This window comes from Microbacterium sp. NPDC057659 (assembly GCF_042799915.1).
Taxonomy (GTDB): domain Bacteria; phylum Actinomycetota; class Actinomycetes; order Actinomycetales; family Microbacteriaceae; genus Microbacterium.
In genome coordinates, this window is the sequence record NZ_JBHVHU010000003.1 from 140,411 (window position 1) to 162,293 (window position 21,883).

A 21,883-nucleotide genomic window follows, 5' to 3' on the forward strand; every position below is an offset into this window, starting at 1 on the left:
TCATGGCGAACATCAAGAAGGGCGACCTCGTCGAGGTCATCACCGGCCGCAAGCAGGACAAGGGCGGCGACCGCGGCAAGCAGGGCAAGGTCCTCGAGGTCCTCGTCGAGCAGAACCGCGTGGTCGTGGAGGGCGTGAACTACGTCACCAAGCACACGCGTGTCGGCCAGACGCAGCGTGGCACCAAGACCGGTGGCATCGAGACCGTCGAGGCGCCCATCCACATTTCCAACGTCGCACTCGTCGACCCCTCGACCAAGAAGCCGACCCGTGTCGGTCACCGCGTCGAGGAGCAGACGAAGGACGGCGTGAAGCGCACGGTCCGCGTGCGCTACGCGAAGAAGTCGGGTAAGGACATCTGATGAGCGACACCACTGCCGTGGAGGCTGGCAAGATCCAGCCCCGCCTCAAGCAGAAGTACAACACCGAGATCAAGAAGGCCCTGCAGGACGAGTTCGGCTACGTCAACGTCATGCAGATCCCCGGACTGGTCAAGGTTGTCGTCAACACCGGCGTCGGCGAGGCGGCTCGTGACTCCAAGGTGATCGATGGTGCGGTCGACGACCTCACCAAGATCACCGGTCAGAAGCCGATCGTCACCAAGGCACGCAAGTCGATCGCGCAGTTCAAGCTGCGCGAGGGCCAGGCCATCGGCGCGCACGTCACCCTCCGCGGTGACCGCGCCTGGGAGTTCCTGGACCGCCTGGTGAACCTCGCACTGCCCCGCATCCGCGACTTCCGCGGTCTGTCGGCCCAGCAGTTCGACGGCAACGGCAACTACACCTTCGGTCTCACGGAGCAGAGCGTGTTCCACGAGATCGATCAGGACAAGATCGACCGCGTCCGCGGATTCGACATCACCGTGGTGACGTCGGCCAAGACGGATGACGAGGGCCGTGCGCTGCTGCGCCACCTCGGCTTCCCGTTCAAGGCCGCCGACGCCGCGGCGTGAGTCCTCGGGTGGGTTCGATGACACTGGTCATCGGGCCCACCCGATTGCACGTACAATTGAAGATTGCGTGCTCATCGCAGGCCGTCTGTCGTGTAACGGCAGCCGGAACCTCAATGAACAAAGGAAAATCACAATGACAATGACAGACCCGGTCGCAGACATGCTGACCCGTCTGCGCAACGCGAACTCGGCGCACCACGACAGCGTGTCGCTTCCGTCGAGCAAGCTGAAGACGCACATCGCCGAGATCCTCCAGAAGGAGGGCTACATCGCCGGCTTCGAGGTGACCGACGCCCGCGTGGGCAAGACCCTCACCATGTCGCTCAAGTACGGCCCCAACCGTGAGCGCTCCATCGCCGGCATCAAGCGCGTGTCGAAGCCCGGCCTGCGCGTGTACGCCAAGTCCACGGAGCTTCCCAAGGTCCTCGGCGGCCTCGGCGTCGCCATCCTGTCCACCTCCTCCGGTCTCCTCACGGACCGTCAGGCCGAGCAGAAGGGCGTGGGCGGAGAAGTTCTCGCCTACGTGTGGTGACCTGATATGTCGCGTATTGGACGACTTCCCATCGAGATCCCCGCGGGCGTGACCGTTTCGGTCGACGGCCGTGAGGTCGCGGTGAAGGGCCCCAAGGGTGAGCTCACCCTGCAGGTGGCCAGCCCCATCGAGGTCGCGGTCGAGGAGAACCAGGTTCTGGTCTCCCGTCCCGACGACGAGCGCGAGTCGCGGTCGCTTCACGGCCTGACCCGCACGCTCATCAACAACAACATCATCGGCGTCACCCAGGGCTACACCAAGGGCCTCGAGGTCGTCGGCACCGGTTACCGCGTGCAGCAGAAGGGCAACTCGATCGAGTTCGCTCTCGGCTTCTCGCACCCCGTGCTGGTCGACCCGCCGGAGGGCATCACCTTCGCGGTGGAGGGCACCAACAAGGTGACCGTCAGCGGCATCTCCAAGCAGGCCGTCGGCGAGGCGGCTGCGAACATCCGCAAGATCCGCAAGCCGGAGCCGTACAAGGGCAAGGGTGTGCGCTACGCCGGCGAGGTCGTGCGTCGCAAGGCCGGAAAGGCTGGTAAGTAACCATGGCTGTGAAGTCGAAGTCCGACGCCCGCGCGCGTCGTCACGCCCGTCTTCGCAAGAAGATCGTCGGCACCGAGGCGCGTCCGCGCCTGGTCGTCACCCGTTCGGCCCGCCACGTCTTCGTGCAGCTGGTCGACGACAGCAAGGGCCACACCGTGGCATCCGCATCGACGCTCGAGACCGAGCTGCGCACCTTCGACGGTGACAAGACCGCCAAGGCCCGCAAGGTCGGCGAGCTCGTCGCCGAGCGTGCGAAGGCCGTCGGCGTCTCCGAGGTCGTGTTCGACCGCGGTGGCAACCGTTACGCCGGCCGCGTCGCGGCGATCGCAGACGGCGCCCGTGAAGGGGGGCTGGCACTGTGAGTGACAACAAGGAGAACGAAGTGACCGAGCAGCAGCCCGCTGCCGAGGCTCAGGCGACTGAGCCGGCTCGCGAGCAGCGCGACAACCGTCGCGGTGGCCGCGGTGACCGCAACCAGGGTCGCGACCGCAACTCGCGCGACCGTGGCGACAACCAGTTCCTGGAGCGCGTCGTCACCATCAACCGCGTCTCGAAGGTCGTGAAGGGTGGTCGTCGCTTCAGCTTCACCGCTCTCGTGGTCGTCGGTGACGGCAACGGTCTGGTGGGCGTCGGCTACGGCAAGGCCCGCGAGGTCCCCCTGGCGATCTCGAAGGGTGTCGAAGAGGCCAAGCGCAACTTCTTCCGCGTCCCGCGCGTCGGCTCGACCATCCCGCACCCGGTGCAGGGCGAGTCCGCCGCCGGTGTGGTGCTGCTGCGTCCGGCCGCTGCCGGTACCGGTGTCATCGCCGGTGGTCCGGTCCGCGCCGTGCTCGAGTGCGCCGGAATCCACGACGTCCTGTCGAAGTCGCTCGGCTCGTCGAACACGATCAACATCGTGCACGCGACCGTGACCGCGCTGAAGGCTCTTGAGGAGCCCCGCGCCGTGGCCGCTCGTCGTGGCCTCGACTACGACGCCGTCGTGCCGGAGATCATCATCCGCAACGAGGCGAAGGCCGCTGCGGCCGCCGCCGCACAGAAGGTGGGTGCCTGATGGCCGCTCGTCTGAAGGTGACCCAGGTCAAGTCCAAGGTGAGCGAGAAGCAGAACCAGCGCGACACGCTGCGTTCGCTCGGTCTCAAGAAGATCGGCGACTCGGTCGTCCGTCCGGATGACGCGCAGACGCGCGGCTACGTCCGGACCGTCGCTCACCTCGTCAAGGTTGAGGAGATCGACTAATGGCTGAGAAGAACGAAGCAGTCGAGGAGAAGGCACCCAAGAAGGCCGCTCCGAAGACCGCCGCCAAGAAGGCGCCCGCGAAGAAGGCTGAGACGAAGGATGCTCCGGCGTCGCGTCCCGGCGTTCTGAAGGTCCACCACCTGCGTCCGGTCCCCGGCGCCAACACCGCGAAGACCCGTGTCGGTCGCGGTGAGGGCTCCAAGGGCAAGACCGCCGGTCGCGGCACCAAGGGCACCAAGGCTCGCAACACCGTTCGCGTCGGATTCGAGGGTGGGCAGATGCCGCTGCACATGCGCACCCCGAAGCTGCGCGGCTTCAAGAACCCGTTCCGCGTCGAGTACCAGGTCGTGAACCTGAACAAGCTCGCCGAGCTGTACCCGACCGGTGGCGACGTCACCGTCAGCGACCTCGTCGCCAAGGGTGCCGTTCGCAAGAACGAGAAGGTCAAGGTCCTGGGTGACGGAGAGATCTCCGTCAAGCTCACGGTCTCGGTCGACAAGGTCTCGGGCAGCGCCGAGCAGAAGATCGTCGCCGCCGGCGGTTCCATCAAGTGACCGTCTGGTGACCAGCACCAGGAGGGGTCGGAGATTCTCCGGCCCCTCCTGTGCGTTACCCTGGACTTTCGGCCGCGAGATCTAGGCCGGCATCCCCACTCAGGAGGAAAACTCTTGTTCAGCGCTATCGCGCGGATCATCCGCACGCCCGACCTGCGGCGGAAGATCGGCTTCACCCTGGCGATCATCGCCCTCTACCGCCTGGGTTCCAACGTTCCCGCTCCGTTCGTGGACTTCCCCAACGTGGAGACCTGTCTCGCTGCCAGTGCCGGCACCGAGGGCCTCCTGGGGCTCGTCAACCTGTTCTCCGGCGGCGCCCTGCTCAAGCTGTCGATCTTCGCGCTCGGCGTCATGCCGTACATCACCGCGACGATCATCGTTCAGCTGCTGCGCGTCGTCATCCCGCACTTCGAGTCCCTCCACAAGGAGGGCCAGGCGGGCCAGGCGAAGCTCACGCAGTACACCCGTTACCTGACCATCGCGCTCGCGCTGCTGCAGTCGACCACGCTGGTCACCGTCGCGCGCAGCGGCCAGCTGTTCGGATCCGCGAGCGATCCGTCCTGCCAGGCGCTCCTCACCAACGACGTGTGGTGGGCGCAGCTGCTGATGATCTTCGCGCTGACCGCCGGTACCGGACTGATCATGTGGTTCGCCGAGCTCGTCACCGAGCGCGGCATCGGCAACGGCATGTCCCTGCTGATCTTCACGTCGATCGCCGCCACCTTCCCGGCCGCCATGTGGGCGATCTGGGAGGCGAAGGGCTTCGAGGTCTTCCTCATGGTCCTCATCGTCGGAATCATCGTGATGGCCCTCGTGGTCTTCGTCGAGCAGTCGCAGCGCCGTATCCCAGTGCAGTACGCGAAGCGCATGGTCGGACGCCGCACCTACGGCGGAACGAACACCTACATCCCGCTGAAGGTGAACATGGCGGGTGTGATCCCGATCATCTTCGCCTCGTCGCTGCTGTACATCCCGATGCTGATCGCGCAGTTCAACACCCCGACCGACGGCAGCGCGCCGCCCGAGTGGGTCACCTGGATCTCGCAGAACTTCACCACCGGCGACAGCCCGCTCTACATGCTGGTGTACTTCCTGCTGATCATCGGCTTCACCTACTTCTACGTGGCGATCACGTTCAACCCGGTCGAGGTCGCCGACAACATGAAGAAGTACGGCGGCTTCATCCCCGGCATCCGCGCCGGACGTCCGACCGCCGAGTATCTCGACTACGTGCTGACGCGCATCACGTTCCCCGGTTCTCTCTACATCGGTCTGATCGCGCTGATCCCGCTGATCGCGCTCTCGACCGTGCAGGCCAACCAGAACTTCCCGTTCGGCGGTGCCTCGATCCTCATCATCGTGGGTGTCGGGCTCGAGACCGTGAAGCAGATCGACGCGCAGCTGCAGCAGCGCCATTACGAAGGGCTCCTCCGATGACGGCATCCGCACAGTCCACCGCTCGCCTTCTGATCGTGGGCCCGCAGGGCTCCGGCAAGGGCACGCAGGGCGTGCGCATCGCCGCCGCGTACGGGATCCCCGTGGTCTCCACCGGCGACATCTTCCGCGCGAACATCAAGGCAGGAACCGAGCTGGGCCAGAAGGTCACCGCCATCCTGGATGCCGGCGACCTGGTGCCCGACGAGCTGACCAGTGAGATCGTGCGCGACCGCCTGTCGCAGGAGGACGCCGCGAACGGCTTCCTGCTCGACGGCTACCCGCGCAACACGCACCAGGTCGAGCACCTGGACGCGTTCCTGCAGGAGCACGGCCAGGCGCTCGACGCGGTCATCCTGCTGGACGTGCCGCGTGAGGAGAGCCTGACCCGCCTGCGCCTGCGCGCGACCGAGCAGGGCCGCTCCGATGACACCGACGAGGCCATCGCGCACCGCCTGGACATCTACGAGCACGAGACGGCCCCGATCATCTCGGTCTACGAGGCTCGTGGCATCGTCGACCGCATCGACGGCGTCGGCTCGCTCGACGACATCGCCGAGCGCATCGTCGCGGCGCTGGACGCCCGCGGCCTGCGCGTGCTGGTCTGACGTGTTCCGACGCTCGATCTACAAGTCGCCGGCGCAGCTCCGGTCGATGGTCGAGCCCGGCCTGATCACGGCCGCGGCACTCGACGAGGTGCGCACCCTGGTGCGCCCCGGCATCACGACCGGTGAGCTGGATGCCGCGGCGTCCCGCGTGATCACCGGACGCGGTGCCGAGTCGAACTTCCAGCTCGTCCGGGGGTACCGCCACACGACCTGCATCTCGGTCAACGACCAGGTCGTGCACGGCATCCCCGGTGAGCGCGTGCTGCAGCCCGGCGACATCGTCTCGATCGACTGCGGTGCGCAGTACCAGGGCTGGAACGGCGACAGCGCCATCACGATCGTCGTGCCGGATGCCGCGCAGCCCGAGCTCGTCGCGCGCCGTGAGGAGCTGTCCCGCGTGACCGAGGGATCGATGTGGGCGGGGATCGCCGCGATGGCGACTGCGACGCACATCGGGCAGCTCGGCGACGCGATCCAGACGTACATCGAGGCACAGGGACCTTCCTCGGTCTCAGGCGATGCCTACGGCATCCTGCGCGAGTACGTCGGGCACGGCATCGGCCGCAAGATGCACGAGGCGCCGAGCGTCTTCAATTACCGCACGCCGGATGCCGGTGCCGAGATCCGTCCGGGTCTCGTGCTGGCCATCGAGCCGATGGTCACAGCCGGGGGAGAGGCGACGTTCGTCGAGGACGATGACTGGACCGTCACGACGGTCGACGGCTCGGACGGCTCGCACTGGGAGCACAGCATCGCCCGCCACGAGGCCGGCATCTGGGTCCTCACCGCCGCCGACGGAGGCGCCGCCGGGCTCGCGCCCTTCGGCGTCGTCCCGGTCCCGATCCCGTAGCACGGCGCGCTGCGTGCCGCACCGCGCCGTGCTCACACGTTCCCCCGCGCGTTGACGGCGAGCTCTCGCGGGCGAGCCGCTCCATGCATTCACATGGAGCCCATAGTCAACGAATGGCACAATTGCGGGGATGCGGGCGTGCGGACGCCCCCTGCAGACAGAACGGAAAGCAATGGCCAACGCGCAGCGCAAGACCAACTGGTTCGCCATCGGAGTGTCCATCGCCGTCGTGGTGGTGCTCGTCGCCCTCGGCGGATTTGTGGTGTTCCTGAACAACCAGGCCACCGGCCCCGGCACGGCGCCCTCCAGCAACTCGTCGTTCGACGCGAAGACCGGCGGCATCTCGTTCGGCGAAGGCAAGGAGAAGGTCGACGTGTTCGTCGACTTCCAGTGCCCTGCCTGCAAGAGCTTCGAGGAGAGCTTCGGCCCCGCGCTCGAGAAGGCTGCGGACGACGGCAAGATCACCCTCACCTACCACCCGATCGCGATCCTCGACCGGTTCTCTCAGGGCACCGAGTACTCGTCCCGCTCGGCTGGCGCGGCCGTGTGCGTCGCATCCACTCAGCCCGACAAGTACCTCGCCTTCTCCAAGGCGCTGTTCGCGAGCCAGCCGGCGGAGAACACACCCGGCCTGAAGAACGAGCAGATCGCGTCGATCGCGAAGGAGGCGGGTGCCGACAAGGTCGAGTCCTGCATCATGGACGAGACGTACAAGAAGTTCGGCGCCTCGCAGGCGTCGGAGAACGGCATCAAGGGCACCCCGACGGTGAAGCTCAACGGCAAGGAGCTCAACCTGCAGGACGACGCCGACTTCAAGAAGCTCACCGACCTGGTCGGCTGATCCTCCCTGCGTGAACGCGGATGCGGGCGAAGGCTCCGCATCCGCGTTCTGCATTTGCCGGATGCGCCGGAGCGGACTATCATAGATCTTTGGTGCCTTGCGCCTAGATTCGGCGTGTCCCAGCACCACCCATCCATCCACCGCAGATCGACCGATCTGCAGAAGCGTCAGCGAGGCTATGGCTAAGAAAGACGGTGTCATCGAGATCGAAGGCGTTGTATCCGAGGCTCTGCCCAACGCGATGTTCCGCGTTGAGCTCAGCAACGGGCACAAGGTTCTTGCAACGATCTCCGGCAAGATGCGGCAGAACTACATCCGCATCATCCCCGAGGACCGCGTGGTCGTGGAGCTCTCGCCCTACGACCTGACCCGCGGCCGCATCGTCTACCGCTACCGCTGATCGGTCGAGAAGTAACACCCCAGGCGGTCACGCCTGCCCGGTGAGGACAGCGAACAGGAAGAAACATGAAGGTCAACCCCAGCGTCAAGCCCATCTGCGACCACTGCCGCGTGATCCGTCGTCACGGTCGCGTCATGGTGATCTGCAAGTCGAACCCGCGTCACAAGCAGCGCCAGGGCTGAGCGTCTTCGTCTCGGCTCCTGAGCGAGCGCCAGCGAGACGAAGGACACAACTCAATATCTGAACAGGCAGGTCGGATCCCGCGAAAGCGGGGGACACCCCGGGTAGGAGGCCCGGGAAAGGATTCTGCTCCACACCTCCACAACACTCCAGGAGTTACCGCATGGCACGTCTTGCCGGCGTCGACATCCCGCGCGACAAGCGCGTGGTGATCGCCCTCACGTACATCTACGGCATCGGCCGTACCCGTTCGGTCGAGATCCTCAAGGCCACCGAGATCGACGAGTCGATCCGCGTCAAGGACCTCACCGACGACCAGCTCGTCGCCCTCCGCGACCACATCGAGGGCAACTACAAGGTGGAGGGTGACCTTCGCCGCGAGGTTGCCGCAGACATCCGCCGCAAGGTCGAGATCGGCTCCTACGAGGGCATCCGCCACCGTCGTGGCCTCCCGGTCCGCGGTCAGCGCACCAAGACCAACGCCCGTACCCGCAAGGGCCCGAAGCGCACCGTCGCCGGTAAGAAGAAGGCCCGCTAAGCGGCCAGGGAATAGGAGAACACTTTCATGGCTGCACCCAAGGCCGCCGCGCGCAAGCCGCGCCGCAAGGAGAAGAAGAACATCGCGCTGGGCCAGGCCCACATCAAGTCGACGTTCAACAACACCATCGTCTCGATCACCGACCCGTCCGGAGCTGTCATCAGCTGGGCATCGTCGGGTGGCGTGGGCTTCAAGGGCTCGCGCAAGTCCACCCCGTACGCGGCCGGCATGGCCGCCGAGTCGGCCGCCCGTCAGGCCGCCGAGCACGGTGTGAAGAAGGTCGACGTCTTCGTGAAGGGTCCGGGCTCCGGCCGCGAGACCGCGATCCGCTCGCTGCAGGCCGCCGGCCTCGAGGTGGGGTCCATCCAGGACGTCACCCCGCAGGCGCACAACGGCTGCCGCCCGCCGAAGCGCCGCCGCGTCTGATCTCGGACAGGGATGCCGGAACCGATCCGTCGGGGCCGGCATCCCTTCCGCCGACTCTCGACAACTCAACACCTCACCCAACACATGTCATATAGCGGGCATGTGATCGAAAGGAACACATAGTGCTCATCGCACAGCGTCCCACCCTGAACGAGGAAAAGCTCGCCGACAACCGCAGCCGCTTCGTGATCGAGCCGCTCGAGCCCGGTTTCGGCTACACCATCGGCAACGCGCTGCGTCGCAGCCTCCTCTCGTCGATCCCCGGCGCCGCGGTCACCACGATCCGCATCGACGGCGTGCTGCACGAGTTCAGCACCATCCCGGGCGTGAAGGAGGATGTCACCGAGATCATCCTCAACATCAAGCAGCTGGTCGTCTCCTCGGAGCGCGACGAGCCGATCACCGCCTACCTGCGCAAGACCGGCGCCGGTGAGGTCACCGCTGCGGACATCTCCGCTCCGGCCGGCGTCGAGGTGCACAACCCCGACCTGGTGATCGCGACCCTGAACGACACCGCGAAGTTCGAGCTGGAGCTGACGATCGAGCGCGGTCGTGGCTACGTCTCCGCCTCGCAGAACCGCAACGAGTACGCAGAGGCCGGTCAGATCCCGGTCGACTCGATCTACTCGCCGGTCCTGAAGGTCAGCTACCGCGTCGACGCCACCCGTGCCGGTGAGCGCACCGACTTCGACAAGCTCGTGCTTGACGTCGAGACGAAGTCCGCGATCAGCCCGCGCGACGCCGTCGCTTCGGCTGCGAAGACCCTGACCGAGCTGTTCGGCCTCGCTCGCGAGCTGAACGTCGAGGCCGAGGGCATCGAGATCGGCCCGGCGCCGGTGGAGGCAGTGCTCTCCAGCGAGCTGTCCATGCCGATCGAGGACCTCGACCTGTCGGTCCGTTCCTACAACTGCCTCAAGCGTGAGGGCATCAACACCGTCGCGGAGCTGGTCGCCCTCTCCGAGACCCAGCTGATGAACATCCGCAACTTCGGGCAGAAGTCGGTCGACGAGGTGCGCGACAAGCTCATCTCGCTCGGTCTGTCGCTGAAGGACTCGGTGCCCGGTTTCGACGGCGCCCACTTCTACGGCGGCTCCGAAGACGAGTCCTTCTGATCCCCCCTTTTTCCCTGGAGTAAACGAATATGCCTAAGCCCACCAAGGGTCCCCGCCTCGGAGGCGGCCCCGCTCACGAGCGCCTGCTTCTCGCGAACCTGGCTGCGCAGCTGTTCGAGCACCGCTCGATCACGACCACCGAGACCAAGGCCAAGCGCCTGCGTCCGCTGGCCGAGCGCCTCGTCACGCTGGCCAAGCGCGGCGACCTGCACGCCCGTCGTCGTGCGATGACCGTGCTGCGCAGCAACAAGGACGCCGCGCACGTGCTGTTCACCGAGATCGCGCCGCTGGTCGCCGACCGTGAGGGCGGCTACACCCGCATCACCAAGGTCGGCAACCGCAAGGGTGACAACGCGCCTATGGCCGTGATCGAGCTCGTCCTCGAGCCCGTCGCCCCGAAGAAGAAGGCCGCCAAGAAGGCTGCCGCCCCGAAGGCCGAGAAGGTCGTCGAGGAGGCTCCTGCTGAGGAGGCCGCCGCTCCCGCCGCGCTCGTCGCCGGCGAGTTCGGTGAGGACTCGGCCGCTCCGCTCGAGGACGGCTCCGCTCCCGAGGGCTTCGACATCAAGGGCAACAAGGACTCGATGAAGTTCCACCGCCCCGACGGCCAGTGGTACGACGCGACCGTCGCCGAGGTGTGGTTCCGCACCGCCGAGGCCGCTGAGGCCGCAGGCTTCACCGAGGCCGGCAAGTAAGCCACATCATCACGAAGAAGCCCGCCGCCCCTCTCGGGGCGGCGGGCTTCTTCGTGTGCGGCGTCAGGCCCTGGCGCGCAGATCCTTGCGCAGGATCTTGCCGGCCGAGGACTTCGGGATGACGTCGATGAACTCCACCATGCGCACCTTCTCGTGCGGGGCGACGCGGCCGGCGACGAACGCCATCACGTCCTCCGCACTCAGCTCGGCCCCCTGCTGCAGCACGATGAACGCCTTGGGGACCTCCTGGCCATCGGCGTCGTTCGCGCCGATCACCGCGGCATCCGCGATCTGAGGATGCTCCAGCAGCAGCGCCTCGAGCACGGCGGGCGCCACCTGGTAGCCCTTGTACTTGATGAGCTCCTTCAGGCGGTCGACGATGCGGAAGATGCCGTCGGCGGTGACCGTGGCGACGTCCCCGGTGTGCAGCCAGCCGTCGGCGTCCAGCATCTCGGCGGTGGCCTCCGGGCGGTTCAGGTACCCGGTCATGATCTGCGGGCCGCGCAGCCACAGCTCGCCGGGCTCGCTCGCGCCTTCGGCCGGGGGCTCGATGTCCGCTCCGGTGTCGGGATCGACCAAGCGCGCCTCGGTGTTCGGCACCAGCGGGCCGATCGTGGAGCGGTCGATGTCGGTGCGGTCGACCGGGATGATGTTCGCCGCCGGGCTCGTCTCGGTCATGCCGTAGCCCTGCACGACGACGCAGCCGAGGCGATTCGCGACCGCTCCGGCGAGAGCGCCGTCCAACGGGGCTGCGCCCGAGAAGACGACCTTCACCGCGGAGAGGTCGTACTGGTCCACCACGGGATGCTTCGCCAGGGCGACCGCGATCGGGGGAGCGACGAACACCCAGGTCGTGCGGTGCTCCTGGATGATGCGCAGGAACTCGAGCAGGTCGAACTTCGGCATCGTCACCAGGCCCGCGCGCTGCTTGAGCGCGAAGTCCAGCAGCACGGTCATGCCGTAGATGTGGAAGAACGGCAGCACCGCGAGCAGCCGGTCGTTCACGCCGATGTCGGTGACGGGACGCACCTGCTCGACGTTCGCGACCAGGTTCCGGTGGGTGAGCATGACGCCCTTGGGGCGGCCGGTGGTGCCGGAGGAATACGGCAGCACGGCGAGGTGAGTGGCGGGGTCGAAGGCGACTTCCGGAGCAGCGTGGCCCTCGGAGAGCAGGTCGCGCAGCCCGGGGTGTCCGTCGGCGCCGTCGAGTACGACGAGGTGGTCGGCCGGGATGCCGCGGCGCGCGGCGGCGGCCTGCGCCTGCGGGAGCATCGGCGAGACCGTGAAGAGCCACTCGGCGCCGGCGTCCTCAAGCTGGTTGCCGACCTCCTCGGCCGTGTAGAGAGCGTTGATCGTGGTGGCGGTCGCGCCGGAGCGCAGCACGCCGTGGAACACCGTGGCGAACTCGGGGATGTTCGGGCACAGGATGCCGACGACGTCGCCCACGCCCACGCCCCGCGCGGCGAGGGCGCCGGCGAGCAGGTCGATCTGGCCGATCAGCCGGCGATACGTGGTCTCCGCACCCGACATCCCGTCGACGAGCGCGATCCGGTCGAGGTCGGCGTCGTCGAGGCCGGTGAAGAGGTACTCATAGATCGAGACGTTCGGGATTTCGAGCTCGGGGTACGGACTGCGGAACATGTGATCTCCTTCGATCATCCCGTCGGGTGTTTGTGATTCAGTGTCTCATGTAATGAGACGCAGTCTCAATGGATCCGGTTGCGGCGTCATTGATCCGATAACGGCTGCCCGGGCGTCCGCGGGTCGAGTAGTCGAGGGAGCGCACCGCGCGTCCTGTGCTCGAGAGGTGCTCGAGGTAGCGACGTGTGCTCACCCGCGAGATCTCCAGCACCTCGCCGAGCTCGGAGGCGGAGGAGTCCGGATGCTGCGCGAGTGCACCCGCCACCCGTTCCAGGGTCTCCGCGGACAGCCCCTTGGGCAGCCCTGCGCGCTGCCGGAACGCGATGATGGCGTCCGCGGCCTCCACTCGTGCCACGACGTCGTGCAGTTCGGTGTGGTCGCGCAGCAGCAGCGTCGCGTCCACCGCCGCGCTGCCGTCGCGGGCGCCCGTCGAACGGGCGACGAGCACGCGCGGCCCGAGGATCACCGGACGGCCGGCGTCCTCGCCCTCTCGCAGCACCTCGATGAGCTCCGGCCCGAGCACGTCCTCGGCGCGCGATCCGGTCAGCTCAGCGGCATCCGTGTCGAGGAGGCGGGCAGCCGCGTCGTTCGCCAGCGTGACCACGCCCGCGGCGTCGACCGTGATGACGCCCTCGCTGAGACCGTGCAGAGTGGTCTCCTGGTTGCGCACCAGGGCGCTGATCTCGTCGGGCTCCAGGCCCTGAATGCGGCGCCGGATCAGTGCGCCCACCCAGGCCGAGCCGAACAGGCCGAGCACCACGGCGGCGAGCATCGCGCCGATGATCCAGGCCAGATTGCCGAAGAACTCGGTGCGGCCCTGCGACTCCAGGATGCCGACCGATGCTGTGCCGATCACCTCGCCATCATGGAAGATCGGCACCTTCACGCGCCAGGTCGTGCCGAGGGTCCCGGTCTGCGTTCCGGTGTAGATCCTGCCGGACAGCGGCACGGAGGCATCCGTCGATACCGGGTGGCCGATCTTCTCGGGATCCGGGTGCGAGTAGCGGATGCCGTCGGGGTTGGCGACGACGACGTAGGTGAGATCCGACGCCCTGCGGATGGCCTCCGCGAGCGGCTGGATGGCCGCGGACGGATCGGCGTCGTCGAATGCGTCGATCACGGCGGGCATCGTGGCGATGGACTTCGACACGGCCATCATCCGGTCCTCATAGGCGTCGCGGATGGTGCCCCACTGCACGAACCCGGCGGTGATGCCCGCGATCAGGGTGACCAGGCACACGATCGCCGCCTGCAGCAGGAGCAGCTGCACGCGGAGCGTCATCTTCGACGCATGCGTCTTCGTCATCGAGGGCACACTCCATTGTCGCCGTGCGCGCGAGGGACCGCATCCAGGGCGAGAACCATCTCGCGACCAATACTTTCGGAACGCGACCAATGGTTTCGCAAGCGCGACGACGGCGATCCGGCCCCCTACGTTCGACAGCGTCCCTGAACGCTCGAGGAGGAGCGCAATGAACAGAACCCGAATCACTCTGATCGCCGTCGCGGCAGCGGCGGCGCTCGCCCTCACCGGATGCTCCGGGCAGGGCGGCACGGCAGAGAAGCCGGCCGCCGACGGCGGGAAGTCCAGCATCACCGACGTCTCGATCATCGTCCCCGCCGACCCGGGCGGCGGCTGGGATCAGACCGGACGCGCCATGGCGAAGGTGCTCGCCGAGGACAAGATCGTGAAGTCCGCGCCGGTCAGCAACGTCGGCGGCGCGGGCGGCACGATCGGTCTCGCCCAGCTGGCGAACGAGAAGGACCCGGGCACGCTGATGGTCAACGGCCTGGTGATGGTGGGCGCGATCGAGACCAACGACTCGAAGGTGCGCCTCGAGGACACCACGCCGATCGCCCGTCTGACCGACGAGCCGCTCGTGGTCGTCGTGCCCGCCGACTCGAAGTACAAGACCCTGAAGGACCTGGTGGACGACATCGTCGACAAGGGGCAGAAGGTCACCGTGACCGGCGGCTCGGCCGGCGGCGCGGACCACATCCTCGCCGGGCTCCTGCTCGAGGAGGCCGGGCTCAGCAGCGCGGAGATCCCGCAGAAGCTGAACTACACCCCGAACGCCGGCGGTGGTGAGGCCGTGTCGCTGATCCTCGGCGGCAAGGTCGGCGCCGGCATCTCGGGCGTCGGCGAATTCGTGCAGCACATCGAGTCGGGCAAGATGCGCGCGCTCGCCGTGTCGAGCGAGAAGCCCAGCTCGCAGCTGCCCGACGTGCCCACGATCACCGACGAGGGCTATGACGTGGTGCTCACCAACTGGCGCGGCGTGATCGCGCCCGGCGGCATCTCCGATGCCGACCGGGCCGAGCTCGAACGGATCGTCACCGAGATGCACGACTCGGATGCATGGAAGAGCGAGCTCGAGACCAAGGGCTGGGCGGATGCCTTCCTCACCGGTGACGACCTCGACGCCTTCGTCGAGCAGAACGTGTCCGATGTCACCGGCACGCTGAAGAACATCGGGCTGATCTGACATGAGCAGCACCCCGCTCGCGGGGGCCGACGGGCGGGCCGAGGACACTCGGCCCGCCTCTCGGGTTCCCGTCGGCGAACTCGTCTTCGCCCTGCTCATGCTCGCGCTGGGCATCGCCGCTCTGGCCGGTGCCTTCAGCATCCACGTACCCGTCGGAGTGACCGTCGGCCCGACCGTGTTCCCCATCGCCGTCTCGGTGCTGCTGATCGGATCCGCCGTCGCCGTGCTCGTCGGCGTGCTGCGCGGCCGCCGTGCGGAACTCGAAGAGGGCGAGGACATCGACCCCGACGCGAAGACCGACTGGCTGACGCTCGCCGAGATCGTGGGCGCTCTGGTCGCGCACCTGCTGCTGCTCGAGCTGATCGGATGGGCCCCTGCGGCCGCCGTGCTCTTCGGCATCGTCGCCTGGGCCCTCGGGGCCAAGCGCTGGTGGCTCGGGTTCGTCGTCGGACTCGCGGTCGCACTCGTCGTGCAGATCGTCTTCGCCGGGCTGCTCGGCCTCTCGCTGCCGTGGGGGCCAGTGTTCGGATGGCTGGGAGGGATGTTCTGATGGACAGCTGGGGACTCCTCCTGGACGGATTCGCCACCGCGCTGCAGCCGGAGTACCTGCTGTGGGCGTTCATCGGCGTCTTCATCGGCACCGCGGTCGGTGTGCTCCCCGGAGTCGGGCCGGCGATGACGGTGGCGCTGCTGCTGCCGCTCACCTACACGCTGGACGCCACCGCAGCGATGATCACGTTCGCCGGCATCTACTACGGCGGGATGTACGGCGGGTCGACCACCAGCATCCTGCTGAACACACCCGGTGAATCGGCGTCGATCGTCACAGCGATCGAGGGCAACAGGATGGCCAAGCTCGGTCGGGGTGCCGCGGCACTCGCGACCGCGGCGATCGGGTCGTTCGTCGCCGGTACGATCGCCACCGTCGGTCTCACCCTGCTCGCCCCGGTGCTCGCGCAGTTCGCCGTGAGCCTCGGCCCCGCCGACAAGTTCGCACTGATCGTCATCGCGTTCATCACGGTCGGCGCGCTGATGGGCAAGTCGGTCTCGCGCGGCCTCGTCTCGCTGGCGGTCGGGCTCTTCCTCGGCATGGTCGGCACCGATGTGCTCTCCGGCCAGCAGCGGTTCACGCTGGGGCTGCCGGAACTCGGCGACGGCATCAACGTGGTGCTCGTCGCCGTGGGGCTGTTCGCCGTGGGAGAGACGCTGTACGTGGCATCACGGCTGCGGCACGGCGGCATCGACGTGATCCCCGTGACGAAGGGATGGCGCAACTGGATGACCAGGGACGACTGGAAGCGCTCATGGAGGCCCTGGCTGCGCGGCACGGCGATCGGGTTCCCGATCGGCACCATCCCCGCAGGCGGCGCCGACGTCGCGACGTTCCTCTCGTATGCCACCGAGCGCAAGCTCTCCAAGCGCAAGGGCGAGTTCGGTCGCGGTGCGATCGAGGGCGTGGCAGGGCCGGAAGCGGCGAACAACGCCGCCGCAGCCGGCGTGCTGGTGCCCCTGCTCACCCTCGGTCTGCCGACCACGGCGACGGCCGCGATCATCCTCGTCGCGCTGCAGTCGTACGGCATCCAGCCGGGGCCGCAGCTGTTCACGAACCAGCCCGCCCTGGTGTGGGCACTCGTGGCGAGCCTGTATGTCGGGAACCTGCTGCTGATCGTGCTGAACCTGCCGCTGGTCGGCATGTGGGTCAAGCTGCTGCAGATCCCTCGGCCGTACCTCTACGCCGGCATCCTGATGTTCGCCGCGTTCGGCGCCTACGCGCTGAACTTCCTGATCAGCGACATCGTGATCCTCGTGATCATCGGGCTGCTCGGGTACTTCATGCGCAGATACGGGTACCCGGTGGCGCCGCTGGTGGTGGGCATGATCCTGGGCCCGATGGGCGAGGCGTTCATGCGGCAGGCGCTCCAGCTGAGCCAGGGCGACCTCTCGACACTGGTCCTGCAGCCGTTCGCCGCCACCGCGTATGCCTTCCTCGCGGTGCTCGTCGTCGGCGCGCTCTGGCTGCGTCGCCGCCAGGCGCGGTACGAGAAGCACCTCACCGAGTCGATCTCGGTGCCGATGCTCGCCGATCAGGAGATCTGAGCCCCTCGGCACCGTGCGCCCGCGACGAAACGCGGGCGTGCGGTGCCGAGACGCCGCAATAGGCTGGGCGGATGCACGACGAGCAGAACACCACGCGGGGCGCACGGGCGTACCTCTCCTACATCGGGATCGGACTCGCGGCCGGAGTGCTGTCCGGCCTGTTCGGCGTCGGCGGCGGCACGGTGATCGTGCCGCTGCTGGTGCTGCTGCTCGGTTTCGACCAGCGCCGTGCCGCCGGCACCTCGCTCGCCGCGATCGTGCCGATCGCGAGCGTCGGCGTCATCTCCTACGCGGTCTCGGGCTCCGTCGCCTGGATCCCTGCCCTGATCCTCGCGCTCGGCGCCGTGGTCGGTGCGCAGATCGGCACCAGGCTGCTGCCGCGGATGTCGCAGCGCACACTGCTCTGGGGCTTCGTGGCCTTCCTCGCCGTGGTCATCGTGAGCCTGTTCCTGATCGTCCCTTCGCGCGAGGCCGAACTCGATCTCACCTGGACGACGGGGCTGATCCTCGTCGGGGTGGGCGTGTGCACCGGCATCCTGGCGGGGCTCATCGGCGTCGGCGGCGGCATCATCGTCGTGCCCGCGCTCATGCTCGGCATGGGCGTCAGCGACCTCATCGCCAAGGGCACCTCGCTGCTCATGATGATCCCGACCGCGGTCTCCGGCACGGTCGGCAACCTGCGGCACAAGAACGTCGACCTCGTGGCCGCCGCACTCGTCGGCGTCTCGGCGTGCACCACGACCGCGCTCGGCGCCCTCTTCGCCGCGCACATCGACCCCTTCGTCGGCAACGTGCTGTTCGCCGTGTACCTGCTCTACATCGGGTACCAGATGGCCCGGAAGGCCATCCGCGCCAAGAACTAGCCGCCGCACGGCGAGGCGCCCCTCGGAGCGGATCCGAGGGGCGCCTGTGCTCAGTGCTTCAGCGGCTCATTCGCAGGTGAAGAGGGCGTCGCCCCAGACTCCGTGGGCGCCGTTGATGCTGCCCGGCGCCGTCACGTTGAGGTCGATGTACTGCACCCCGGTGACGTCCACGTCCACCTGCTCCGGGGCGAAGCCCGGTGTGAACGTGCGCGACTGGTAACGGTTCACTCCGTCGGTGTCGACCGTGAAGATCACGTTGCCGGCGAAGTTCTTCTCCAGCCCGACCGAGGCCGTGAACGAGGAGCACTTGCCGCCCAGGTAGTAGGTCACCTTCGACGCCGCGTGCACGCCGAGTCCCTTGGCGTAGGTCGGGCTCTTCCCGGTGGCCGGATCGACGTAGTTGATCGCCAGCGGCAGATCGGGCGAGTCCGCCGCATCCTTGTTGGCGACATCCTTGCCGATCACGCCCCAGCCGGTGGTGGCGCTGATCCAGTTCAGATCGGACGCGTAGACCTTGCCCGAGGGAGCCGGCGGCATCGGCTGGTCGACGACCTTCCAGTCGAAGATCTTCAGCCGGCTCTCGGTCGGGAGCACGACGTACGCGAGCTCCTTGGCAGGATTCAGCCGCACGAGGTTCGAGTACACCTGGTACTTGCCGGTGGGGTACTCGTACACGTTCGGGTTGTTGCCGTTGTTGCGCCCGAGGCTGGTGATCGCCACGCTCGCACCGCCCAGACCGGATGCCTGCGGCAGCCAGTTCGGGAAGAACACAGTCTGCTTCGAGACCGTGCCGTCGGCGTAGTGCAGCTCGAGCGAGGGGTTCACCCCACCGCCGGATGCCGCGGAGGCGAGCAGCGCGAGGTGCGTGCCCTTGCCCGTGAGTGCGATGGTCTGCCCGGCCGGGGAGACCGAGTCCTTCGTGCCGGACGGGTTCGGCCAGGTGTACGCGATCGCGGCGTCACCGGTCCCGACCGTGACGGTGGAACCGGGGGTGACTCCTGCCCGCGCCAGCGCCTCGGCCGAGAAGGTGGCACCGCCGCCGTCGAAGTCACCGGGCTTCGCCGTGGTGAGCGTGGTCACGGCGTCGGCGTTGTACGCCCCGGCCAGCGACCCGTAGGCCACGTAGAGCTGGTTCGCCCCTGACGTCTGCTGTGCGGTCTTCTGCGCGGTGTAGTCCGCGACCACCTTCACCGTCTGCAGGTCTGCGGCGGCGGCATCGGTGACCGTCACCTCGAAGGTCGCGGTGATCGATGCGCCGGGCTCGACCAGCGCGGCCTTGGCTCCCTCGGCCGAGACGAGGGTCCAGCCCTCGGGCAGCTGCGGGGTGAGGGAGACGTTCTCCTTCTTCTTCGTGCCGGTGTTGCGGAAGGTCGCCTCCACCGTGGTGGTGTCGCCCTGGAACACGCGGTCCTCGAGACCGACCGAGACGGATGCCGCGGTGAGGTCGGCATCCCGGCCGCCGACGGCGCTGGTGGCCGCGAGCACGACCTCGGCCTCGGCGGAGGAGGCGACGGCGGGCACCTTCACGCGGATGACACCGCCGGCGTCCTTCGCGTCGAAGAACCAGCCCGAGGATGCGGCATCCAGCGCCTCGAGGGACGCGGCCTGCTTCAGCCCCTTGCCGTCGACCGCGACGTTCTTCGGCGCCGAACCGGTGTGCGCCTCGATGACGTACGGCCGGGCGTCGGCCTTGCCGTCGTACGATCCGGCCCGCTTGCCGATGCCGATCGTGACGGAGCCCTTCTTACCGGCATCCGGAGCATCCACGGTGAACTTCTGGGTGCTGGAGGCACCGTCGGCGTAGGCGCGGGTGACCTGGTCGTCCTCGTAGAGCGAGAACGAGCTCTTGCCCTGCGGGAACAGCGACAGCGTGACGGGGGAGTCCGCCGGCACGAGCGACGCGTTGCGGGCGGTGATGCCCTGTGCCACCAGCGCGCCGGCGCGCACGAAGATCGGCAGCTTGTCGAGCGGAGCAGGGTGCCCGTTCAGCACCTGACCGCCCTCGTGCACCTCGCCGGTCCAGTAGTCCACCCACTGCGATCCGGCCGGCAGATAGATGCCGTTGCGCACCTCGGTCTTGGTGAAGACCGGTGCGACCAGGTAGTCGCTGCCGAGCAGGAACTCGTTGTTCGCCTCGACGCTGTACGAGCCGGCGTCCTTCGGGTACTCGAGCGCCAGCGAGCGCATCATCGGCAGGCCGCTGCGGTGGGACTCGGCGGCCAGGGTGTAGATGTACGGCATCAGGCGCTGGCGCAGCTGCAGGTAGCTGCGGTTGATCTTCGTCGCCTCGGCGCCGTACAGCCACGGACGCTTGTCGACCGAGGCCCAGCCGCTCATCGAGTACAGCGCCGGCGCGAAAGCCTTCCACTGCAGGTCGCGCACGTAGCTCTCCGGCGAGCCGCCGAAGATGCCGTCCACGTCGCCGGTCGAGAACGCCAGGCCGGAGTTGCCGGCGCCGGTCAGCGCGGAGATCTGCCAGCGCACGGCGTCGAGGTTGCCGGAGTGGTCGCCGGTCCACTGCATGCCGCAGCGCTGGGCACCGGCCCAGCCCTCCACCATGAGCGACGTGCCACGGGCATCCGAGTACTTCTCGATGCCGTCATGAGCGGCCTCGCAGCCGGTGAGGGCGAGGCGGTAGCCGCTGCCCACCCAGGCGACGTCGAGCTTGCGCAGCCGCACGCCGGCCTCGCCGACCTCGTACTCCTGCTTGTCCAGCGAGCGCTGGGTCCACAGGCCGGTCTTGAGGTCGGTCTGGTCCTCGATGGCCTTGATGGTCTCGGGCAGCTCCTGGTACTCGCAGCCGTAGCCGTCGTTGACCAGCATCCAGCCGGCGGGCATGTCGTTCTCGACGAAGCCCTTGGCGACGTCGAGCGCCTGCGGGGTGCGCAGCTTCGACGGCGTCTTGGTGCCGGTGTAGGTCGGGCTGGAGCGGTTGTAGCAGTCCGCGTCGCCGTACTCCAGGGCGTACACCGGCGGCATGATCGGCCGGCCGGTGAGCTGCGTGTACGACTCGAGCGACTGCTCGTAGTCACCGACGAAGTAGTACGCGTCGAAGCGGCGCTCCTGGTGCGTGGTGGTGTGCTTCGCGAAGTCGTAGGTGCCCTTCGCGAACGTGTTGCGCAGCACGCCGTAACCCTCGGAGGACATGTAGTACGGAACCGCGTTCGGGTAGCCGTCGTCGTCCCAGTCGAAGTTGTTGGCGATGTTGATGACCGATCCGGTGTGGATCGAGCGGCCGTTCTGCATGCCGCCGCCGAGGATCTGCTCGCCGGCCTGGCCCTTGAGGTGCTGGGTGGCGGAGTTCTTGCCGAACGTGATCGCGGCGGACTCGGCGAAGATCGTCGATCCGTCGGCGCGGGTGGCGGACACGGCACCGGTGCCGCGGTCGATCGAGATCGTGACGGTCTTCGACGCGATGCGGATCACGTCGCCCTCGGCGACCGAGACGTCGGCGCCGCCGAACGTCTTCGCGCCCACGACGATGTCGGCGGTGCGCGCTGCATCGCCCTGCGGCGTGTTCGCCGGGTCGGTGAACGATCCGCTCGGGTCGGCCTCGAGCCGGAAGGTGCCGTTCTCGAGGAAGGTCACGCGCATGGCACCGTGCTCGGCGGTCAGCGTGACGGATGCCCCGTCCTGCTTCACGCCGGTGATCGCCCCGATCGACGAGCCGGAGTCGTCGACGGGGACCTCGGGCGAGGCGGGCTTGGGGGTGATCGGGGTGGGCGCGGATGCCGCGGTCGTGGCCGCGGCTGCGGGCTCGGCGGTCTGCGCCGAGGCGAGCCCGAAGCCCGTCACCCCCAGCGCGATCGCGAGTCCCAGCGCGCCGAAGCGTCGCCGGCAGGATAGTGAGTTCAACGTCATCGTCTCCTCTGGGTGATTGTTTGTGCATCTGAGGTGC

25 protein-coding genes are annotated in these 21,883 nt (G+C 67.7%); 22 read left to right on the plus strand and 3 right to left on the minus strand.

The features are described from left to right. Positions 1–2: 2 nt before the first annotated feature. The 18 genes from rplX to rplQ all read left to right on the plus strand — a co-directional run bounded on the left by rplX (position 3) and on the right by rplQ (position 10,898). Entirely contained in the window at positions 3–362 is a 360-nt protein-coding gene (gene rplX / locus ACFVAE_RS15335) for a 50S ribosomal protein L24 (RefSeq protein WP_116241750.1), read from the plus strand. Further along, positions 362–952 carry a 50S ribosomal protein L5 gene (rplE, locus tag ACFVAE_RS15340; protein ID WP_116241751.1) on the plus strand — a complete coding sequence of 197 codons (591 nt, stop codon included), beginning with the start codon at positions 362–364 and terminating at the stop codon, positions 950–952. Before rplX ends, rplE begins: the two co-directional genes overlap by 1 nt. A gap of 133 nt (positions 953–1,085) precedes the next feature. Continuing rightward, positions 1,086–1,484: a 30S ribosomal protein S8 gene (gene rpsH, locus ACFVAE_RS15345; RefSeq protein WP_116241752.1), complete on the plus strand. Its 399-nt coding sequence runs from the start codon at positions 1,086–1,088 to the stop codon at positions 1,482–1,484. Between the two features lie 6 nt (positions 1,485–1,490). Next, positions 1,491–2,027 carry a 50S ribosomal protein L6 gene (rplF, locus tag ACFVAE_RS15350; protein WP_157310496.1) on the plus strand — a complete coding sequence of 179 codons (537 nt, stop codon included), beginning with the start codon at positions 1,491–1,493 and terminating at the stop codon, positions 2,025–2,027. A 2-nt stretch (positions 2,028–2,029) separates the two neighbouring features. Then, on the plus strand, positions 2,030–2,389 hold the full coding sequence (gene rplR, locus ACFVAE_RS15355) for a 50S ribosomal protein L18 (protein ID WP_116241754.1): 360 nt from the start codon (positions 2,030–2,032) through the stop codon (positions 2,387–2,389). Further along, complete coding sequence (rpsE, locus tag ACFVAE_RS15360; RefSeq protein ID WP_116241755.1) at positions 2,386–3,078, plus strand: 30S ribosomal protein S5; 693 nt, start codon at positions 2,386–2,388, stop codon at positions 3,076–3,078. Before rplR ends, rpsE begins: the two co-directional genes overlap by 4 nt. Further along, positions 3,078–3,263: a 50S ribosomal protein L30 gene (gene rpmD, locus ACFVAE_RS15365; protein ID WP_157310497.1), complete on the plus strand. Its 186-nt coding sequence runs from the start codon at positions 3,078–3,080 to the stop codon at positions 3,261–3,263. Before rpsE ends, rpmD begins: the two co-directional genes overlap by 1 nt. Next, on the plus strand, positions 3,263–3,817 hold the full coding sequence (gene rplO / locus ACFVAE_RS15370) for a 50S ribosomal protein L15 (protein ID WP_378856454.1): 555 nt from the start codon (positions 3,263–3,265) through the stop codon (positions 3,815–3,817). The genes rpmD and rplO overlap by 1 nt, the downstream gene beginning before the upstream one ends. 114 nt (positions 3,818–3,931) lie before the next feature. Continuing rightward, entirely contained in the window at positions 3,932–5,254 is a 1,323-nt protein-coding gene (gene secY, locus ACFVAE_RS15375; RefSeq protein ID WP_378893959.1) for a preprotein translocase subunit SecY, read from the plus strand. Continuing rightward, positions 5,251–5,859: an adenylate kinase gene (locus tag ACFVAE_RS15380; RefSeq protein WP_378893962.1), complete on the plus strand. Its 609-nt coding sequence runs from the start codon at positions 5,251–5,253 to the stop codon at positions 5,857–5,859. The genes secY and ACFVAE_RS15380 overlap by 4 nt, the downstream gene beginning before the upstream one ends. Position 5,860: 1 nt before the next feature. Further along, positions 5,861–6,709, plus strand: a complete 849-nt coding sequence (map, locus tag ACFVAE_RS15385) for a type I methionyl aminopeptidase (RefSeq protein ID WP_378893964.1) — start codon at positions 5,861–5,863, stop codon at positions 6,707–6,709. A 172-nt stretch (positions 6,710–6,881) separates the two neighbouring features. Continuing rightward, complete coding sequence (locus tag ACFVAE_RS15390) at positions 6,882–7,550, plus strand: DsbA family protein (protein WP_378893966.1); 669 nt, start codon at positions 6,882–6,884, stop codon at positions 7,548–7,550. Positions 7,551–7,728: 178 nt separating this feature from the next. Beyond that, a complete protein-coding gene (infA, locus tag ACFVAE_RS15395; RefSeq protein ID WP_018171468.1) occupies positions 7,729–7,950 on the plus strand; it encodes a translation initiation factor IF-1 in 222 nt (73 codons plus the stop codon). Between the two features lie 65 nt (positions 7,951–8,015). Then, complete coding sequence (gene rpmJ / locus ACFVAE_RS15400) at positions 8,016–8,132, plus strand: 50S ribosomal protein L36 (protein ID WP_071644008.1); 117 nt, start codon at positions 8,016–8,018, stop codon at positions 8,130–8,132. Between the two features lie 161 nt (positions 8,133–8,293). Continuing rightward, positions 8,294–8,668, plus strand: coding sequence for a 30S ribosomal protein S13 (gene rpsM / locus ACFVAE_RS15405; RefSeq protein WP_116241763.1), 375 nt, complete (start codon positions 8,294–8,296; stop codon positions 8,666–8,668). A gap of 27 nt (positions 8,669–8,695) precedes the next feature. Then, positions 8,696–9,094: a 30S ribosomal protein S11 gene (gene rpsK, locus ACFVAE_RS15410; RefSeq protein WP_071644012.1), complete on the plus strand. Its 399-nt coding sequence runs from the start codon at positions 8,696–8,698 to the stop codon at positions 9,092–9,094. Positions 9,095–9,216: 122 nt separating this feature from the next. Then, complete coding sequence (locus tag ACFVAE_RS15415; protein WP_378860120.1) at positions 9,217–10,206, plus strand: DNA-directed RNA polymerase subunit alpha; 990 nt, start codon at positions 9,217–9,219, stop codon at positions 10,204–10,206. Between the two features lie 29 nt (positions 10,207–10,235). Further along, the gene (gene rplQ / locus ACFVAE_RS15420) at positions 10,236–10,898 is read left to right on the plus strand and encodes a 50S ribosomal protein L17 (protein WP_378893969.1); all 663 of its coding nucleotides are present in this window, start codon (positions 10,236–10,238) and stop codon (positions 10,896–10,898) included. Between the two features lie 63 nt (positions 10,899–10,961). On the opposite strand, the gene ACFVAE_RS15425 is transcribed toward rplQ, so the two are convergent. Then, a complete protein-coding gene (locus ACFVAE_RS15425; protein ID WP_378893972.1) occupies positions 10,962–12,539 on the minus strand; it encodes an AMP-binding protein in 1,578 nt (525 codons plus the stop codon). A gap of 37 nt (positions 12,540–12,576) precedes the next feature. Beyond that, positions 12,577–13,845, minus strand: coding sequence for a PAS domain-containing protein (locus ACFVAE_RS15430; protein WP_378893974.1), 1,269 nt, complete (start codon positions 13,843–13,845; stop codon positions 12,577–12,579). Positions 13,846–14,011: 166 nt separating this feature from the next. Between ACFVAE_RS15430 and ACFVAE_RS15435 the strand changes: the two genes are divergently transcribed. The 4 genes from ACFVAE_RS15435 (at position 14,012) to ACFVAE_RS15450 (ending at position 17,985) form a co-directional block, all read left to right on the plus strand. Continuing rightward, positions 14,012–15,025 carry a Bug family tripartite tricarboxylate transporter substrate binding protein gene (locus ACFVAE_RS15435; protein WP_378893977.1) on the plus strand — a complete coding sequence of 338 codons (1,014 nt, stop codon included), beginning with the start codon at positions 14,012–14,014 and terminating at the stop codon, positions 15,023–15,025. Between the two features lies 1 nt (position 15,026). After that, on the plus strand, positions 15,027–15,575 hold the full coding sequence (locus ACFVAE_RS15440; RefSeq protein ID WP_378893979.1) for a tripartite tricarboxylate transporter TctB family protein: 549 nt from the start codon (positions 15,027–15,029) through the stop codon (positions 15,573–15,575). Continuing rightward, positions 15,575–17,122, plus strand: a complete 1,548-nt coding sequence (locus ACFVAE_RS15445) for a tripartite tricarboxylate transporter permease (protein WP_378893981.1) — start codon at positions 15,575–15,577, stop codon at positions 17,120–17,122. Before ACFVAE_RS15440 ends, ACFVAE_RS15445 begins: the two co-directional genes overlap by 1 nt. A 71-nt stretch (positions 17,123–17,193) precedes the next feature. Continuing rightward, complete coding sequence (locus ACFVAE_RS15450) at positions 17,194–17,985, plus strand: sulfite exporter TauE/SafE family protein (RefSeq protein WP_378893983.1); 792 nt, start codon at positions 17,194–17,196, stop codon at positions 17,983–17,985. A 66-nt stretch (positions 17,986–18,051) separates the two neighbouring features. On the opposite strand, the gene ACFVAE_RS15455 is transcribed toward ACFVAE_RS15450, so the two are convergent. Beyond that, complete coding sequence (locus tag ACFVAE_RS15455) at positions 18,052–21,840, minus strand: NPCBM/NEW2 domain-containing protein (protein ID WP_378893985.1); 3,789 nt, start codon at positions 21,838–21,840, stop codon at positions 18,052–18,054. Between the last annotated feature and the right edge of the window lie 43 nt (positions 21,841–21,883).

Bases quoted from the DNA above. Each gene is read 5' to 3' on its own strand.
- rplX (WP_116241750.1), top strand. From the start codon at position 3: ATGGCGAACATCAAGAAGGGCGACCTCGTCGAGGTCATCACCGGCCGC.
- rplE (WP_116241751.1), top strand. From the start codon at position 362: ATGAGCGACACCACTGCCGTGGAGGCTGGCAAGATCCAGCCCCGCCTC.
- rpsH (WP_116241752.1), top strand. From the start codon at position 1,086: ATGACAATGACAGACCCGGTCGCAGACATGCTGACCCGTCTGCGCAAC.
- rplF (WP_157310496.1), top strand. From the start codon at position 1,491: ATGTCGCGTATTGGACGACTTCCCATCGAGATCCCCGCGGGCGTGACC.
- rplR (WP_116241754.1), top strand. From the start codon at position 2,030: ATGGCTGTGAAGTCGAAGTCCGACGCCCGCGCGCGTCGTCACGCCCGT.
- rpmD (WP_157310497.1), top strand. From the start codon at position 3,078: ATGGCCGCTCGTCTGAAGGTGACCCAGGTCAAGTCCAAGGTGAGCGAG.
- rplO (WP_378856454.1), top strand. From the start codon at position 3,263: ATGGCTGAGAAGAACGAAGCAGTCGAGGAGAAGGCACCCAAGAAGGCC.
- ACFVAE_RS15380 (WP_378893962.1), top strand. From the start codon at position 5,251: ATGACGGCATCCGCACAGTCCACCGCTCGCCTTCTGATCGTGGGCCCG.
- ACFVAE_RS15390 (WP_378893966.1), top strand. From the start codon at position 6,882: ATGGCCAACGCGCAGCGCAAGACCAACTGGTTCGCCATCGGAGTGTCC.
- infA (WP_018171468.1), top strand. From the start codon at position 7,729: ATGGCTAAGAAAGACGGTGTCATCGAGATCGAAGGCGTTGTATCCGAG.
- rpmJ (WP_071644008.1), top strand. From the start codon at position 8,016: ATGAAGGTCAACCCCAGCGTCAAGCCCATCTGCGACCACTGCCGCGTG.
- rpsM (WP_116241763.1), top strand. From the start codon at position 8,294: ATGGCACGTCTTGCCGGCGTCGACATCCCGCGCGACAAGCGCGTGGTG.
- rpsK (WP_071644012.1), top strand. From the start codon at position 8,696: ATGGCTGCACCCAAGGCCGCCGCGCGCAAGCCGCGCCGCAAGGAGAAG.
- rplQ (WP_378893969.1), top strand. From the start codon at position 10,236: ATGCCTAAGCCCACCAAGGGTCCCCGCCTCGGAGGCGGCCCCGCTCAC.
- ACFVAE_RS15425 (WP_378893972.1), bottom strand. From the start codon at position 12,539: ATGTTCCGCAGTCCGTACCCCGAGCTCGAAATCCCGAACGTCTCGATC.
- ACFVAE_RS15430 (WP_378893974.1), bottom strand. From the start codon at position 13,845: ATGACGAAGACGCATGCGTCGAAGATGACGCTCCGCGTGCAGCTGCTC.
- ACFVAE_RS15435 (WP_378893977.1), top strand. From the start codon at position 14,012: ATGAACAGAACCCGAATCACTCTGATCGCCGTCGCGGCAGCGGCGGCG.
- ACFVAE_RS15440 (WP_378893979.1), top strand. From the start codon at position 15,027: ATGAGCAGCACCCCGCTCGCGGGGGCCGACGGGCGGGCCGAGGACACT.
- ACFVAE_RS15445 (WP_378893981.1), top strand. From the start codon at position 15,575: ATGGACAGCTGGGGACTCCTCCTGGACGGATTCGCCACCGCGCTGCAG.
- ACFVAE_RS15450 (WP_378893983.1), top strand. From the start codon at position 17,194: ATGCACGACGAGCAGAACACCACGCGGGGCGCACGGGCGTACCTCTCC.